Source organism: Nocardioides proteolyticus (assembly GCF_051280635.3).
GTDB lineage: Bacteria > Actinomycetota > Actinomycetes > Propionibacteriales > Nocardioidaceae > Nocardioides.
In genome coordinates, this window is sequence record NZ_JBNBPO030000024.1 from 57,711 (window position 1) to 71,784 (window position 14,074).

Annotated in this window: 13 protein-coding genes and 2 tRNA genes; 3 read left to right on the forward strand and 12 right to left on the reverse strand. The window is 72.2% G+C overall.

The window, feature by feature from the left end:
• The first annotated feature begins 2 nt into the window (after positions 1 to 2).
• Positions 3 to 728: a 2-phospho-L-lactate guanylyltransferase gene (cofC, locus tag ACPOLA_RS14780; RefSeq protein WP_435771199.1), complete on the forward strand. Its 726-nt coding sequence runs from the start codon at positions 3 to 5 to the stop codon at positions 726 to 728.
• 70 nt (positions 729 to 798) lie between these two features.
• On the opposite strand, the gene ACPOLA_RS14785 is transcribed toward cofC, so the two are convergent.
• From ACPOLA_RS14785 to leuC, 4 genes are all read right to left on the reverse strand, one after another.
• The gene (locus ACPOLA_RS14785) at positions 799 to 1,446 is read right to left on the reverse strand and encodes an HU family DNA-binding protein (RefSeq protein WP_435771200.1); all 648 of its coding nucleotides are present in this window, start codon (positions 1,444 to 1,446) and stop codon (positions 799 to 801) included.
• A gap of 174 nt (positions 1,447 to 1,620) precedes the next feature.
• Positions 1,621 to 3,570, reverse strand: coding sequence for an LTA synthase family protein (locus tag ACPOLA_RS14790; RefSeq protein ID WP_435771201.1), 1,950 nt, complete (start codon positions 3,568 to 3,570; stop codon positions 1,621 to 1,623).
• Between the two features lie 49 nt (positions 3,571 to 3,619).
• The gene (gene leuD, locus ACPOLA_RS14795; RefSeq protein ID WP_435771202.1) at positions 3,620 to 4,219 is read right to left on the reverse strand and encodes a 3-isopropylmalate dehydratase small subunit; all 600 of its coding nucleotides are present in this window, start codon (positions 4,217 to 4,219) and stop codon (positions 3,620 to 3,622) included.
• Positions 4,220 to 4,221: 2 nt separating this feature from the next.
• Positions 4,222 to 5,634, reverse strand: coding sequence for a 3-isopropylmalate dehydratase large subunit (leuC, locus tag ACPOLA_RS14800; RefSeq protein WP_435771203.1), 1,413 nt, complete (start codon positions 5,632 to 5,634; stop codon positions 4,222 to 4,224).
• Between the two features lie 123 nt (positions 5,635 to 5,757).
• On the opposite strand from leuC, the gene ACPOLA_RS14805 reads away from it, so the two are divergent.
• Positions 5,758 to 6,480, forward strand: a complete 723-nt coding sequence (locus ACPOLA_RS14805; protein ID WP_056714163.1) for an IclR family transcriptional regulator — start codon at positions 5,758 to 5,760, stop codon at positions 6,478 to 6,480.
• Positions 6,481 to 6,494: 14 nt separating this feature from the next.
• Here ACPOLA_RS14805 and ACPOLA_RS14810 read toward each other — a convergent pair whose 3' ends face one another.
• The 8 genes from ACPOLA_RS14810 to ACPOLA_RS14845 all read right to left on the reverse strand — a co-directional run bounded on the left by ACPOLA_RS14810 (position 6,495) and on the right by ACPOLA_RS14845 (position 13,122).
• Entirely contained in the window at positions 6,495 to 6,974 is a 480-nt protein-coding gene (locus tag ACPOLA_RS14810) for a methylated-DNA--[protein]-cysteine S-methyltransferase (protein ID WP_435771204.1), read from the reverse strand.
• A 7-nt stretch (positions 6,975 to 6,981) separates the two neighbouring features.
• A complete protein-coding gene (locus tag ACPOLA_RS14815; RefSeq protein ID WP_435771205.1) occupies positions 6,982 to 8,493 on the reverse strand; it encodes an AlkA N-terminal domain-containing protein in 1,512 nt (503 codons plus the stop codon).
• Positions 8,494 to 8,600: 107 nt separating this feature from the next.
• Positions 8,601 to 9,332 carry an AIM24 family protein gene (locus ACPOLA_RS14820; protein WP_435771206.1) on the reverse strand — a complete coding sequence of 244 codons (732 nt, stop codon included), beginning with the start codon at positions 9,330 to 9,332 and terminating at the stop codon, positions 8,601 to 8,603.
• 181 nt (positions 9,333 to 9,513) lie between these two features.
• Positions 9,514 to 9,589 (reverse strand) — tRNA-Glu (locus ACPOLA_RS14825).
• A gap of 112 nt (positions 9,590 to 9,701) precedes the next feature.
• A tRNA-Gln gene (locus tag ACPOLA_RS14830) sits at positions 9,702 to 9,773 on the reverse strand.
• 55 nt (positions 9,774 to 9,828) lie between these two features.
• On the reverse strand, positions 9,829 to 10,833 hold the full coding sequence (locus ACPOLA_RS14835; protein ID WP_435771207.1) for a CPBP family intramembrane glutamic endopeptidase: 1,005 nt from the start codon (positions 10,831 to 10,833) through the stop codon (positions 9,829 to 9,831).
• Positions 10,820 to 12,316: a glutamate--tRNA ligase gene (gene gltX / locus ACPOLA_RS14840; RefSeq protein ID WP_435771208.1), complete on the reverse strand. Its 1,497-nt coding sequence runs from the start codon at positions 12,314 to 12,316 to the stop codon at positions 10,820 to 10,822. Before gltX ends, ACPOLA_RS14835 begins: the two co-directional genes overlap by 14 nt.
• On the reverse strand, positions 12,313 to 13,122 hold the full coding sequence (locus tag ACPOLA_RS14845; RefSeq protein WP_435771209.1) for a fumarylacetoacetate hydrolase family protein: 810 nt from the start codon (positions 13,120 to 13,122) through the stop codon (positions 12,313 to 12,315). The genes gltX and ACPOLA_RS14845 overlap by 4 nt, the downstream gene beginning before the upstream one ends.
• A gap of 32 nt (positions 13,123 to 13,154) precedes the next feature.
• Here ACPOLA_RS14845 and ACPOLA_RS14850 point away from each other — a divergent pair, with 32 nt between their 5' ends.
• Positions 13,155 to 14,057, forward strand: a complete 903-nt coding sequence (locus ACPOLA_RS14850) for a 3-methyladenine DNA glycosylase (protein WP_435771210.1) — start codon at positions 13,155 to 13,157, stop codon at positions 14,055 to 14,057.
• The last annotated feature ends 17 nt before the right edge of the window (positions 14,058 to 14,074 follow it).

Genomic DNA, 14,074 nt, shown 5'->3' on the forward strand with positions numbered 1-14,074 from the left:
CAGTGACCCCGGCCACTCCGCGGGCGCGCGAGGTCGCCCGCCGGGGCGTGACGCCGCTCCGCGTGGTGGCCTGGGAGGATGAGCGGGTGGTCTCGCGTCCGGGCGGTTTCGTCGTCCTGCTGCCGGTGAAGTCACCGGGCACCGCCAAGTCGCGGCTCTCCGCGGTCGCCGTCGACCAGCGCACGATGCTGGCGGGAGCGTTCGCCCGCGACGCCGTCGCTGCCTGCCTGGCGTCCGACGCCGTCGCCCGCGTGCTGGTGGTCAGCGACGACGCTGCGTTCGCGCGCCGGCTCGCCGCGCTCGGGGCCGACACCTGCGCCGACGCCGGCGGTGGGCTGAACGCCGCTCTGCGCCAGGGCGCCGACGCGGCCCGCGTTGGCTCCCCGCAGCTGCAGCCGGTCGCGCTGTGCGCCGACCTCCCCGCCGTACGACCGGAGGAGCTCACGCAGGCCCTCAGCGCCGCGGCGAGCTCGGTGACGCCGTGCTTCGTGGCGGACGCGGACGGCACCGGCACCACCCTCTACACCGCGACGTACGACGCCTTCGAGCCGCGCTTCGGACCGGACTCCGCCGCTGCCCACGCCGCCGGCGGCGCCGTGGCCCTGGCGGGAGAGATGCCCGGGCTGCGGCGCGATGTCGACGACCTGGGCTCGCTCGCCGAGGCCGCCGACCTCGGCGTGGGCCCGGCCACCGCCGCGGTGCTGGCCGCGATGCGGCTGCCCCGCTGAGAAGCGCGAAGACCGATCGGGCCGCCCTCCCGGAGGAGGGCGGCCCGAGTCGCTGTCCGGTCGGTCGGCCTCAGGCCTTCTTCGCGGTCTTCTTGGCCGGAGCCTTCTTGGCGGTCGACGCCTTCTTGGCGGGAGCCGACTTCTTCGCGGTGGACGCCTTCTTGGCCGGAGCCTTCTTGGCCGGCGCCGACTTCTTGGCGGTGGACGCCTTCTTCGCGGGCGCCGACTTCTTGGCGGTGGTGGTCTTGGCCGGAGACTTCTTCGCCGGCGTCGACTTCTTGGCCGGTGCGGCCTTCTTGGTCGCAGTGCTCGACTTCTTCGCCGGGACCGACTTCTTCGCGGCGGCAGCGGCCTTCTTCACCGGAGCCGCGGCCTTCTTCGCTGCGGCGCTCGAGGCGGCGGCCGCCTTCTTCGCGGGCTTCGGCAGCGCGGGCAGCTTCTTGGCGCCGGACACGACGTTCTTCAGGTCGGCGCCGGCGGTGAACTTCGGCACCGCCTTCTTCTTGGTCTTGACTCGCTCGCCGGTCTGCGGGTTGCGGACCCAGCGTGCGTTGCGGACGGCCTTCTCGAAGGAGCCGAAGCCCGTGATGGCCACCTTCTCGCCCTTGGCGACCTGGCGGGTGATGGTGTCGAGAACCGCGTCGAGGGCGTGGGCCGCGTCCTTACGGCTTCCCTCGAAGCGCTCGGACAGCGCGTCGATCAACTGAGACTTGTTCACTACCTGTCCTTCCGAGACGGCGACCATGCCGTCCCTTGGGCCGTTGCGGCCGAGCCCACGCCCAGCCGTCCTTTCACGGAACGCTAGGCATTAGTGGACACGCTCACAATCACCACGCCGTTGTTCGCCCGTGTTTTTTCTCGAATCGGACGCTATTTCGGGGTTTCGGGGCCTTCAGGAGGCTGCGCCGGGCCACATCCGGTCGAGAGCGAAGCGCCGGCCGATGGAGAAGTCGAACTGCACGGCGCGCAGATCTGCCAGCAGCTGCGCGCCTTCTGGGCCGAGCTCGGCGGTCGTGATCGGCTGCCCGTTGCCGTCGAGCATCCGCCCCTGCTGCAGGGCGCTGACGTGGCGATGCACACGGTCGAGGAGCGCGAGGTAGGGCGGCACCGGAGCATCGGCCACCTCGTAGACCAGCGGGAGGAAGAAGGCCGGGCTGGTGGTCGGCACCGGACGCGGACGGTTCTCCCCGGGTCGGTTGCTCCACACGAAGAACGGCGTGCGATACAGCGCCAGTCCGCGGTTCTGCTCCTTCACCGACGATCCGTAGATGCCCGGGAGGTGGTCGCCGTAGAACAGCACGATCGTCCGCTCGGGGCTTCGCTCCAGCCTCTCCAGGAAGGCGTCGAGCGCCTCGTCGGTGTGCGCCAATCCCCGGGCGTACTGGCCGATCCGCTCCGCCTGGTCGTCGTCGGTCCCTCGTACCTCGAGCGGGTCGGCGTAGTTGTCGTCGACCGGGATGTGGTTCTGCATCGTCACGAGGTTCACGAGCAGCGGTTCGGTGCGCCGGTCGATCTCCGCCAGCACCTCGTCGAACGCCGCATCGTCGGAGATGTAGGGGTTCTGGCCGACGGTCGCCGTCGATCGCATGGTCGTGTCGTGCACGAACGCGTCGAAGCCGAACCTGTCGTAGACCTGCTCCCGCTTGTACATCCCCACGCGGTAGGGATGGATCGCGACCGCGTCGTGGCCCTGGTGCTTGAAGGCGCCCACCGCGGACGGGTAGTCGGACAGGTCGGGCACGAGCATCTGGTAGGGCGACATCAGCTGCGGCCGGAACAGGCCGAGCGACTGGCCGGTGAGGACCTCGAACTCCATGTTGGCCGTGCCGCCGCCGTACATCTGGGCGAGCATCTCCCCGGACAGGGTCTGCGCCATCCGTGCGCGGGTCCTCGGGATCGGGTCGCGCTCGAGCTCGAATCCCGCCAGGCCGGTGGGATCGGTGAAGGACTCGCTGAGCACCAGCACCACGTTGGTGTCCGCGAGAGTGCCGGTGCGGTCGGCGTTGATGTCCGCCGCCACCCGCTCGTAGCGGTCCGCGATCGCCGACATCGCCGCCGCGTCGTAGCCGGTCGGCGTCGGCATCGCCTCGACCGGCATGTTGAACAGGAACCCGCCCAGGAAGCCGTGCGAGCGGTAGTTGGTCTTCTGGTTCCAGTACCGCCAGTCGTCGCCGCGCGCCTCGTAGAGACCGCGCCACAGGTTGCCCGGCTGGTTGAACTGGGTGGCCTGCAGCAGCAGCAGGCCCGCGACGGCCGCGACGACCAGGCGCAGCCCGAGCACACCGAGCGCCTGCCGGCGCGGCAGGCGGCGCCAGGCCGGCCGCGGGTAGCGGGTCGCCATCCGGCGCCCGATCCGCACGGCCGCGGCGAGCACTCCGGCGAGGGCCAGCACCGCGACGACCAGCAGCGCCGGCGACACCATGGAGGTCAGGAACGCCGGCTCCTGGAGGAAGTCGACGTCACTGGGATAGACCGGCTCCTCGCGGTAGCGCATCTTCACCACGTTGGCGACGCCGACGCCCACGACCGTCGCGAGGACGATCCCGATGGACCACCACAGCCGGCCGAGCACCGCCCAGAGGAAGAGCAGCACGACCCACACCACGAGGGTGTCGGCGTAGAACCCGACGCCGTCGAGCAGCAGGTCCTTGAGCCACCGGGGATAGAACAGGCCGAACGTCGACGCCTGCAGCAGCAGGCTGGCCAGGGCCGCGGCCTGGAGGCTGCCCAGGGCACCACGCAGCAGCACCGTGCGCAGCGGAGCAGGCTGCGGTGCTGGTCGGGGGGCGGGTGTCTCCGGTCGCTCCGCACCCGCCCGTTCGGCACGGACGAGGGTGGACACGGGGTGGACCCTATCGGCGTCCACCCCGTGTGGCCGCCCTATTGCTCGATCACGAGGCCTGGGTGACCGGCTTCCAGGCCGGACGCTTCGCCTCGTACGCCGCGATGTCGGCCTCGTGGCCGAGGGTGATGCCGATGTCGTCGAGCCCGTTGAGCAGGCGCCACTTGGTGTAGGGGTCGATGTCGAAGGAGTCCTGGACGGCTCCGTCCGCGGTGCTGACGGTCTGCGACTCCAGGTCGACGGTGATCTCCGCGCCCGGGTTGGCCTCCAGGTGCTCCCAGAGGGCCTGGACCACCTTCTCATCGACCTGCGCGGCCAGCAGCCCGGCCTTGCCGGAGTTGCCGCGGAAGATGTCGGCGAACCGTGCGGAGAGCACCACCTTGAACCCGTAGTTCTGCAGCGCCCACACCGCGTGCTCGCGCGAGGAGCCGGTGCCGAAGTCCGGACCGGCGACCAGGACCGAGCCGGAGGCGTACGCAGGGTCGTTGAGCACGAACCCGGGGTCGTTGCGCCACGCGGCGAACAGGCCGTCCTCGAAACCGGTGCGGGTCACCCGCTTGAGGTACACCGCCGGGATGATCTGGTCGGTGTCGACGTTGCTGCGCTTCAGCGGGACGCCGACGCCGGTGTGGGTGGTGAACTTCTCCATGGTCAGGCCTCCTGGCGGACGAGGTCGGCGGGCGAGGACAGGGTGCCGCGCACGGCGGTGGCGGCGGCGACCGGCACCGACACCAGGTGGGTGCGACCTCCCTTGCCCTGCCGGCCCTCGAAGTTGCGGTTGGACGTGGACGCGCTGCGCTCGCCGGGGGTGAGCTGGTCGGGGTTCATGCCCAGGCACATCGAGCATCCCGCGCCGCGCCACTCGGCGCCGGCGGCGAGGAACACCTCGTGCAGCCCCTCGGCCTCGGCCTGCATCCGCACCCGCACGGAGCCGGGCACCACGAGGAGCCGGGTGCCCTCGGCGACCCGGTGCCCCTCGATGATCCGGGCCGCGAGACGCAGGTCCTCGATCCGGCCGTTGGTGCAGGACCCGACGAACACGGTGTCGACCGGGACCTCGCGCATCGGCGTGCCGGCCTCCAGGCCCATGTACTCCAGCGCCTTCTCGCAGGCGACCTTGTCGGACGGGTCCTCGAAGTCGTCGGGCGAGGGCACGGTCGCGCCGAGCGGGACCCCCTGGCCGGGGTTGGTCCCCCAGGTCACGAACGGCGTCATCTCGGAGGCGTCGAGCACGATCTCCTTGTCGAACGCGGCGTCCGGGTCGGTGACGAGGGTCCGCCAGTGGGCGACGGCCGCGTCCCAGTCGGCGCCCTTCGGCGCCTCTGGCTTGTCCTTGATGTAGGCGAAGGTCGTCTCGTCGGGGGCGATCATGCCTGCCTTGGCGCCCCACTCGATCGACATGTTGCAGATGGTCATCCGGCCCTCCATGGAGAGCTCCTCGATGGCCTGCCCGCGGTACTCGACGATGTAGCCCTGGCCGCCGCCGGTGCCGGTGCGGCTGATCAGGGTGAGGATCAGGTCCTTGGCGGTGACGCCCTCGGGGAGGCTGCCGTTGACGGTGACCGCCATCGTCTTGGGCCTGGCCTGCATCAGCGTCTGGGTGGCGAGCACGTGCTCGACCTCGGAGGTGCCGATGCCGAACGCGATCGCGCCGAACGCACCGTGGGTGCTGGTGTGGGAGTCACCGCACACGATCGTCATGCCCGGCTGGGTGAGACCGAGCTGGGGCCCGACGACGTGCACGATGCCCTGCTCGACGTCGCCGAGCGGGTGCAGCCGGACGCCGAAGTCGGCGGCGTTCTTGCGCAGGGTGTCGACCTGCGTCTTGCTCACCGGGTCGGCGATCGGCTTGTCCCAGTCGAGGGTCGGGACGTTGTGGTCCTCGGTCGCGAGCGTCAGGTCGGGCCGTCGTACCCGGCGACCGGCCAGCCGCAGGCCGTCGAAGGCCTGGGGGCTGGTGACCTCGTGGATGAGGTGGAGGTCGATGTAGAGGAGGTCCGGCTCCCCCGGGCTCGACCGGACGACGTGCTCGTCCCACACCTTCTCCGCCAGGGTCTTGCCCATGACTCGCTCCTCGCTTCCTACCGCCCCTGTTGGGGCTCGCTGTCCAGCAGGCGCCGGCGGTTCCGGCGTGCTGTGACCCAGCCTACGCTTGCATCCCATCATCCGAGACGGCAGTATTGCCATATGGACAACTCGAGTGGCGTCGGCGTGCTGGACAAGGCCGCCCTGGTTCTGACGGCCCTGGAATCGGGACCGGCGACCCTGGCCGGCCTGGTCGCCGGCACCGGGCTCGCGCGGCCGACCGCCCATCGGCTGGCCGTCGCCCTGGAGCACCACCGCCTGGTGGCCCGCGACATGCAGGGCCGCTTCGTGCTCGGGCCCCGGCTGGCCGAGCTCTCCGCGGCCGCCGGCGAGGACCGGCTGCTGGCCACCGCGGGACCGGTCCTGGCGCGGCTGCGGGACATCACCGGCGAGTCCGCGCAGCTGTGGCGCCGCCAGGGCGACCACCGCGTGTGCGTGGCTGCCGCGGAGCGTCCCAGTGGGCTCCGCGACACCATCCCGGTCGGCTCCCAGCTGACGATGCGCGCCGGCTCCGCCGCGCAGGTCCTGCTCGCGTGGGACGACCCGGAGCGGATCCACCGCGGGCTCCAGAACGCGGCCTACTCCGCGGCCGAGCTCTCCGCGATCCGCCGCCGGGGCTGGGCGCAGTCGGTCGGCGAGCGGGAGCAGGGCGTGGCCTCGGTCTCGGCACCGGTCCGCTCCCCCGGCGGCAAGGTGATCGCCGCGGTCTCGGTCTCCGGCCCGCTCGAGCGGCTCTCCCGCCAGCCCGGCCGGATGCACGCGCCGGCCGTGCTCGCCGCGGCGGAGCGGCTCTCGGAGTCACTGCGCCGGGCCGCCGCCGAGTAGCGCGGCGGACTCGGTCAGAAGAGCGCCTCCTGCTCCAAGCTGAGCAGGAGCTGCTTGCGGTCCAGACCGCCGGCATAGCCGGTCAGCGTGCCGTTGGCCCCGATCACCCGGTGGCACGGCACCACGATCGGGATCGGGTTGGCGCCGTTGGCCAGGCCGACGGCCCGCGACGCGGCGTTGCTCTTGCCCAGCCGCGCCGCGATCTGCCCGTACGACGCCGTCTCTCCCCAGCCGATCCGCCGCAGCTGCTCCCACACGGCGAGCTGCCAGGTCGTGCCGACCGGCGCGAGGGGCAGGTCGAACTCCTTGCGGTCGCGCGCGAAGTACTCCTCCAGCTGGCGGGCCGCGGCGACGAGCACCGGCGCGTCGTCCGCGCGCGGGCCCCGGGGACGGCCGTCGTGGTCACGGAACGGCGAGAACTCGATGGCGGTGATGGCGCCGGCCTGCTCCACGATGCGCAGCGGCCCGACGGGCGACTCGATGACGGTCCACATGGCTCTCTCAGTCTCCTCGGTGGTCGGACAGTGACGTCCACAGGTGCAGCAGGGCGTAGGAGCGCCAGGGCGCCCACGTGTCGGGACGGGCGTCGGCCCCGGCGGCGGAATGGTGCGCGAGCGCGTTGCGCACGCCGATGTCGGTGGGCAGCCACACGTCGGGGTGGCTGAGCGCACGCAGCGCGATGTAGTCGGCGGTCCACGGGCCGATCCCCGGCAGGGCCAGCAGGCGGGCGCGCACCTCCGCGCGGTCGGGCCCGCGATCGAGGGCCACCTCGCCCGAGGCGATCGCGGCCGCGAGGCCGACGAGCGCCCGGGCCCGGGCGCGCGGCATCCGGAAGTGGGTCGGGTCCAGGGCCGCGACCGTCGCCGCGTCGGGGAACAGGTGGGTGAGCCCGGCCACCCCGGTCTCGACCGGCCTCCCGTGGGCCGCGACCAGCCGGCTGGCGGCCGTGCGGGCGGCGACGGTGGTCACCTGCTGGCCCAGCACCGCCCGGACCGCCAGCTCGGCGCCGTCGACGTGCCCGGGCACGCGCAGGCCGGGCCGGCGCGCGACGAGGGGTGCCAGCGCGGGGTCGGTGGCCAGGTGGCCGTCGATGGCCACCGGGTCCGCGTCGGCGTCGACCAGCGCGCGCATCCGGGCGACTGCCGCCGCGGTGTCGCGGAGGTCGTCGAGCCGCAGCCGCAGCGGGACGTGGGACGCCCCGCCGGCGGCGATGTCGGTCAGCTCGACGCGCGCCACCCCGGGGCCGTGCGGAAGGTCGAGCGTGCGGGCGTAGGAGCCGCTCCCGTCGTCGTGGACCTCGGCGGTCTCGATGCCCTCGACCGCGCGGTCGGCGAGGAACCGCAGGAGGTCGCGGCCGGCGAACGGCGTGCGCACGGCGATCCGCAGGTCGATGGTCCCCGCGCGGGAGCGGCGCGACCCGCTCGCCGTGGCATGCCGGCCGCGCAGCTCGGTGGGCGTGGCGTCGTACACCTCGCGCATCGTCTCGTTGAACTGGCGGACGCTGGCGAACCCGGACGCGAACGCGATGTCGGCGAACCCCAGGTCGGTGCTCTCGACGAGCACCCGCGCCGTCTGGGCCCGGTGCGTGCGGGCGAGGGCGAGGGGGCCGGCGCCCAGCTCAGCGGTGAGCAGCCGCGAGAGGTGGCGCGCCGTGTAGCCGACCCGGGCGGCCAGACCGTCCACGCCCTCCCGGTCGACGACCCCGTCGGCGATGAGCCGCATCGCACGCCCGGCGACCGTCGCGGCGACGTCCCAGTCGGGACTCCCGGGCGTCGCGTCGGGCAGGCACCGCTTGCACGCGCGGTAGCCAGCGGCCTGGGCGGCCGCGGCGGTCGGGTGGAAGGAGACGTTGCGCGGGGCGGGGGTGCGCGCCGGGCACGACGGCCGGCAGTAGATCCCGGTGGTCCGCACGGCGGTGTAGAAGACGCCGTCGAACCGGCGGTCCCGCGACTGCACGGCGGCGTAGCAGCGCGTGAAGTCGAGCTGCTCCGGCCGGGTGACGGTGATCTGCATGCCCCCATCCTGACCCCCCGCGCCGACAGGCGCTGGCGGGAATCGGACACCGCGGCGGGCGCGAGGGCCGCGTCGGTGCTAAGTGCGGCCCTCGTCGCCCGCGGCGGTCAGCGCAGCAGGTTGCCGAGGCCGCCGAGCGGGCTCTGCTGCTGCACCTGCTGGCCGGCGTCCTGCGCCCCGCCGAACCGCATGTTCTCGCTCGGCTGCACGATCACGAAGCCCTGGCCGTGGAATCCGAGCTGGAACTCCTCGCCGGAGGTCCGGCCGAGCAGCGCCTTCATGCCGATGTCGGTCTTGAGCTGGATCTGCAGGCCGGCGGACCAGCACACCGCGGCGTCGGGGTCGACGAACGTCGGCCCGTCGCCCGTCTGGAGCAGCAGCGGCGGCCCGTCGGTGACCAGCGCCACCTGCCCGGTGCCCGACAGCGTGGTGTTGAACAGGCCGCCCGAGAGCATGCCCGCGCCGCGGACCAGCTGGATGTCGTCCTGGAGGCTGTCGGAGTAGGCGAGGATGTTGGCGCCGTTGACGGAGATCGAGTCGTTCTCGAGCTCGATGACGTGGACGTCCATGCCGAGCTTGGCGAGGAAGATCTCGCCCGTGCCGGTCATCCGCATGATCGGCAGGCCCTCGCCGGTCACCTTCTGCTTGATCCACTTGCCGACGCCGCCGGCGCCCTGGGCGTCGAAGCGGACGTCGCCCTGGTAGGCGACCATCGAGCCCTGGAGGGCCTTGACGCTGCCCTGGGAGAGCTCGACCTTCATCATCTTCGAGCTCTGCTTGACGAAGTTGCCCGGTCCCTCGACCTCGTGGTTCTCCTGGGCGAACAGATCACTGCGCATGTTGAGATGTCTCCTTGGGGACAGCCCGAGAGCTGGTGGGCCGGCTCCCTGCCGGCGCAAGGTCCTGCCTACCCCGCCGGAGCGGTCGACAACCACGGATCGCCGAAATCCGCCCAGCACTGGGCCGACGCCTCCGCGAGAAAACGCAGCAGGCCCGGTCGGTGACCGGGCCTGCTGCGGATGGTACCCCCGACCGGATTCGAACCGGCGCTACCTGCGTGAGAGGCAGGCGTGCTAGGCCGCTACACAACGGGGGCATGTCGCTCGCGCCTCCCCTGACGGGGGCCGCTGGCAACCTGCGGAACTCTAGCGATCGTGCCTCGGCGCGGCCAAATCGGGGCCTTGCGTCTGCTCTCTCGCGAGAACTCGCTGGTCTACTAGGACTCGAACCTAGACTAACTGGACCAGAACCAGTCGTGCTGCCAATTACACCATAGACCACTGCGGTACTGCTGTCCGGCCCGTCTCCACGCGGGGGCCGAGCCGACGGGAAACACTACACGGGCGGTCGCCGCGGCTCCAAAATGCCCTGCCCCGTGCGCCCCGCGACGCCCAGGCCGCGCGCGACCAGCACGGTGAGGACCAGGAAGGTGACCGACTGCGTGAGCGTCACCGGGACGCTCCACCACGAGGCGTCGCCCGGGTTCAGCGCCTCCGTCATGTCGCCGAACGCCAGCGCCAGCGCGTAGGCGAGGAAGTTGTTCAGCACGTGCATCGCGATGCCGGCCTCCAGGCCGCCGGTGAGCACGACCAGCAGCCCGGCGACGAGGCCGAAGGCGAACCTGTCGAAGAACACCGGAGCGTCCTGCCCCGCACCGTGCGCGACGGCGAAGAGCAGCGCCGGTACGACGACGGCGACGCCGGCGCCGATCCGGTCGCCGAACCGGCCGGCGACGCCGCCGCACGCCTGGGTGAGGTAGCCCCGGAAGGCGTACTCCTCCCCCGCGGCCTGGAGCGGCGTCAGCAGCAGGACGACGAGCAGGAAGTCGCGCGTGGTGCTCGTCCAGGCGTTCAGCGTGCCGTCGACCTCGACGGAGCCCGCTCCCTGCTCGGGCAGGAAGGCCGCCACGACAAGGGTGAGTGCCAGCGCGACCACGGACAGGCCGAGGCAGGCCAGGAGCCAGCCCCACCGGATGCGCCGCACCACCGACGCGGTCCAGCCCGGGCTCTGGCCGTGCAGCACCCGAGCGACCAGCCAGACCGCCGGGATGGCGGCGGCCCAGCCGAGGTTGACCAGGGCGAGGAAGGTGGGGGTGACCGGGTCGCCACCCAGCCGGTCGGCGATCTCGGAGAGGTCCAGCCCACCGGCGTAGAGCGCGGTCGAGAACACGGCCGTCAGCAGCAGCTGTGCGGCCAGCAGGAGGCCCACCAGCAGGACGACCCCGACGAGCGGACGCCAGAGCGCACGCGGTCCCAGGCCGTGGAGCTGGTCGTAGCGCACCGGCGGCAGCGGCGCCGGCACCGCCGGGCCCGGCTGCCCGGCGCTCTCAGCCGAGCGCACGCTGCAGCCGCGCGAGGCTGCGGTCGCGGCCGAGGAGCTCCATCGACTCGAACAGCGGCGGGGAGATCCGGCGGCCGGTGACCGCGACCCGGACCGGCCCGAACGCGTTGCGCGGCTTCAGTCCCAGCCCGTCGACCAGCGCACCCTGGAGCGCCGTCTGGATGGCGTCGGTCGACCACGTGGGCAGGCCCGCGAGGGCGTCGTACGCCGCCTGGACCACGGGCCGGCCGCTCTCGCCCAGCTGCTTCTCGGCGTCCTCCGGGTCGACGGCGAAGTCGTCCTCGGCGACGAAGAGGAAGCCCAGCATGTCGCTGGCCTCGGAGAGCTTGTTGATGCGCTCGGCGACCAGCGGCATCGCCAGCTCCAGCAGCTGGGCGTCGGCGTCGGAGACCGGGTCGGAGACGACGCCGTCGCGCTTGAGGAACGGAAGCACCCGGTGGGTCATCTCCTCCACCGACAGCCGCCGCATGTGCGCGGCGTTGATCGCCTGCGCCTTCTTGAGGTCGAACCGCGCCGGGTTGGGCACCACGTCGCCGATGTCGAAGGCCTCGACCATCTCGTCGAGCGTGAACACGTCGCGGTCGGCGGCGATCGCCCAACCGAGCAGAGCGAGGTAGTTGAGCAGCCCCTCGGGGAGGTAGCCCTGCTCCCGGTAGGCGAGCGCGTGCGCCTCGGGATCGCGCTTCGACAGCTTCTTGTTGCCCTCGCCCATGACGTAGGGCAGGTGGCCGAACTCGGGAGTCGCGGTCGCGATCCCGATCTCCTTCAGCGCCTCGTAGAGCGCGATCTGCCGTGGTGTCGAGGAGAGCAGGTCCTCGCCGCGCAGCACGTGGGTGATCTCCATCAGCGCGTCGTCGACGGGGTTCACCAGCGTGTAGAGGGGATCGCCGTTGGCCCGGCACAGGGCGTAGTCCGGAACGAACTCGGTCTCGAACGACACCTCGCCGCGCACCAGGTCGCGCCAGGTGATGGTGCCGTCGGGCATCCGGAACCGGACGACCGGCCGGCGCCCCTCGGCCACGAACGCGTCCACCTGCTCCTGGCTCAGGTCGCGGCAGAAGCCGTCGTACCCCTGGACCTTGGACCCCGCGGCCTTGCGGCGAGCGGCCGCCTCCTCGTTGGTGCAGTAGCAATCGTAGGTGAACCTGCTCTCGCGCAGCCTCGCCAGGGCGTCGCGGTAGAGGTCGGCGCGCTCGCTCTGCCGGTACGGCGCGTGGGGACCGCCGACCTCCGGTCCCTCGTCCCAGTCCAGCCCGAGCCAGCGCATCAGGTCGAGGATCGCGGCGTAGGACTCGTCGGTGCTGCGCTCCCTGTCGGTGTCCTCGATCCGGAAGACGAAGGTGCCGCCGTGGTGCCGCGCGAACGCCCAGTTGAACAGGGCGGTGCGGACCAGGCCGACGTGGGGGCTCCCCGTCGGGGAGGGCGCCATCCGGACCCGGACCTTGTCCCTGCCGCTCACCGTGCCGCTCATCGTGCCGCTCATCGTGCTGCCACCTTGTTCGTGAGGGTGCCGAGGCCCTCGACCGCGACCTCGACCTCGTCGCCGACCTGCATCGGACCGACGCCCTCGGGGGTTCCGGTGAGGATCACGTCGCCGGGCAGCAGCGTCATCACGCTGCTGACGTGGGCGACGAGCGCGGGCACGTCGAAGACCATGTCGGACGTCGTGCCGTCCTGGACCACCTCGCCGTTGAGGAAGGTCTGCACGCGGCGGCCGTCGACGAAGGCCTGCGGGTCGAGGTCGGTCTCGATCCACGGGCCGAGCGGGCAGAACGAGTCGAAGCCCTTGGCCCGGGTGAACTGGCCGTCGGAGCGCTGGAGGTCGCGGGCCGTGACGTCGTTGGCGATCGTGTAGCCGTGGATGACGTCCGTGGCCTGCTCGGCGGGCACGTCGCGGCAGATCCGGCCGATGACGACCGCGAGCTCGCCCTCGTAGTGGAGGTCCTGCGTCTGGCGCGGGTAGAGGATCGGGTCACCGGGGCCGACCACGCTGGTGTTGGGCTTGATGAACATCAACGGCTCGGAGGGCACGTCGCCGCCCATCTCCGCGGCGTGCGCCGCGTAGTTGCGCCCGATGCCGACCACCTTGCTGCGCGGCAGCACCGGCGCCAGCAGGCGCACGTCGTCGATCGGGTGCTCCTGCTCGAGCAGCTTGATCCCGACGTAGAGCGGGTCGCCGGCCAGGGCGACGACGACCGCGTCGTCGGCCGGCTGCCCGTAGTCGTCCAGGTCTCCGGTCAGGACGCCGTAGGACGGCTCCTCCCCCGTGGTGAATCTGACGATGCGCACCCGGCGAGCCTATCGACCTACGATTCTCGGTCGTGAATGCGCAGCGGGTGACCCAGCAGCCGTCCGCGGTGCTGGCCGCCGCCGACTGGCGGGCCCGCGCCGACGCGCACGCCGCGCGGATCGACCGCTACGTCGCTCCCCACCTCGCCCGTCGCGAGGCGCACCGGAAGCACCCGGTCTTCGACTTCCTCTTCACCTACTACTCCCACCGGCCCGCGCAGCTGCGCCGCTGGCACCCCGGGTACGGCGTCCGCCTGGCCGACGCGGTCGAGGAGTACGGCTCGCTCAAGGGCTACGCCACCGAAGGTCCCACGACGGGGGTGACCGGCGAGCACGTCGCCTCGCAGCGCCCGCTCGTCGAGTCGCTGCACCGCCTCCTCAGCGCCACGGCCGCACGCACGCCACACTTCGGCTGCTTCGGGCTGCACGAGTGGGCGATGGTCTACCGGCTGTCCGAGGACGAGACCCGCCACGCCGACTGGCCGCTGCGCCTCGGCGCAGCCGGCACCGACGCGGTCGTCGAGGACCACCGGATCGCCTGCTCGCACTTCGACGCCTACCGGTTCTTCACCGCGCCGGCCCGGCCGCGCAACACCCTCTCCCCCGGCCGCGACGACCGGCCGGCGTTCGAGCAGCCGGCGTGCCTGCACGCCGGCATGGACCTCTACAAGCACGCGTTCCGGCTGTCGCCGATGATCTCCTCGGACCTCGTCGCCGACTGCTTCGAGCTCGCCTGGGACATTCGGGTGCTCGACATGCGGGCGGCGCCGTACGACCTCGCGGACCTCGGGTTCTCCGCCGTCCGGATCGAGACGCCGGAGGGCAAGGCGGAGTACGTGCAGGCGCAGCGCGAGTTCGCGGAGGGGGGGGGCCCCCGCCCGGGCCCGCGGGGGGGCGCCCCTCAACCGCTCGATCCAACGGGATTCTTAAGATGAGCGATCCCCCGGGACGG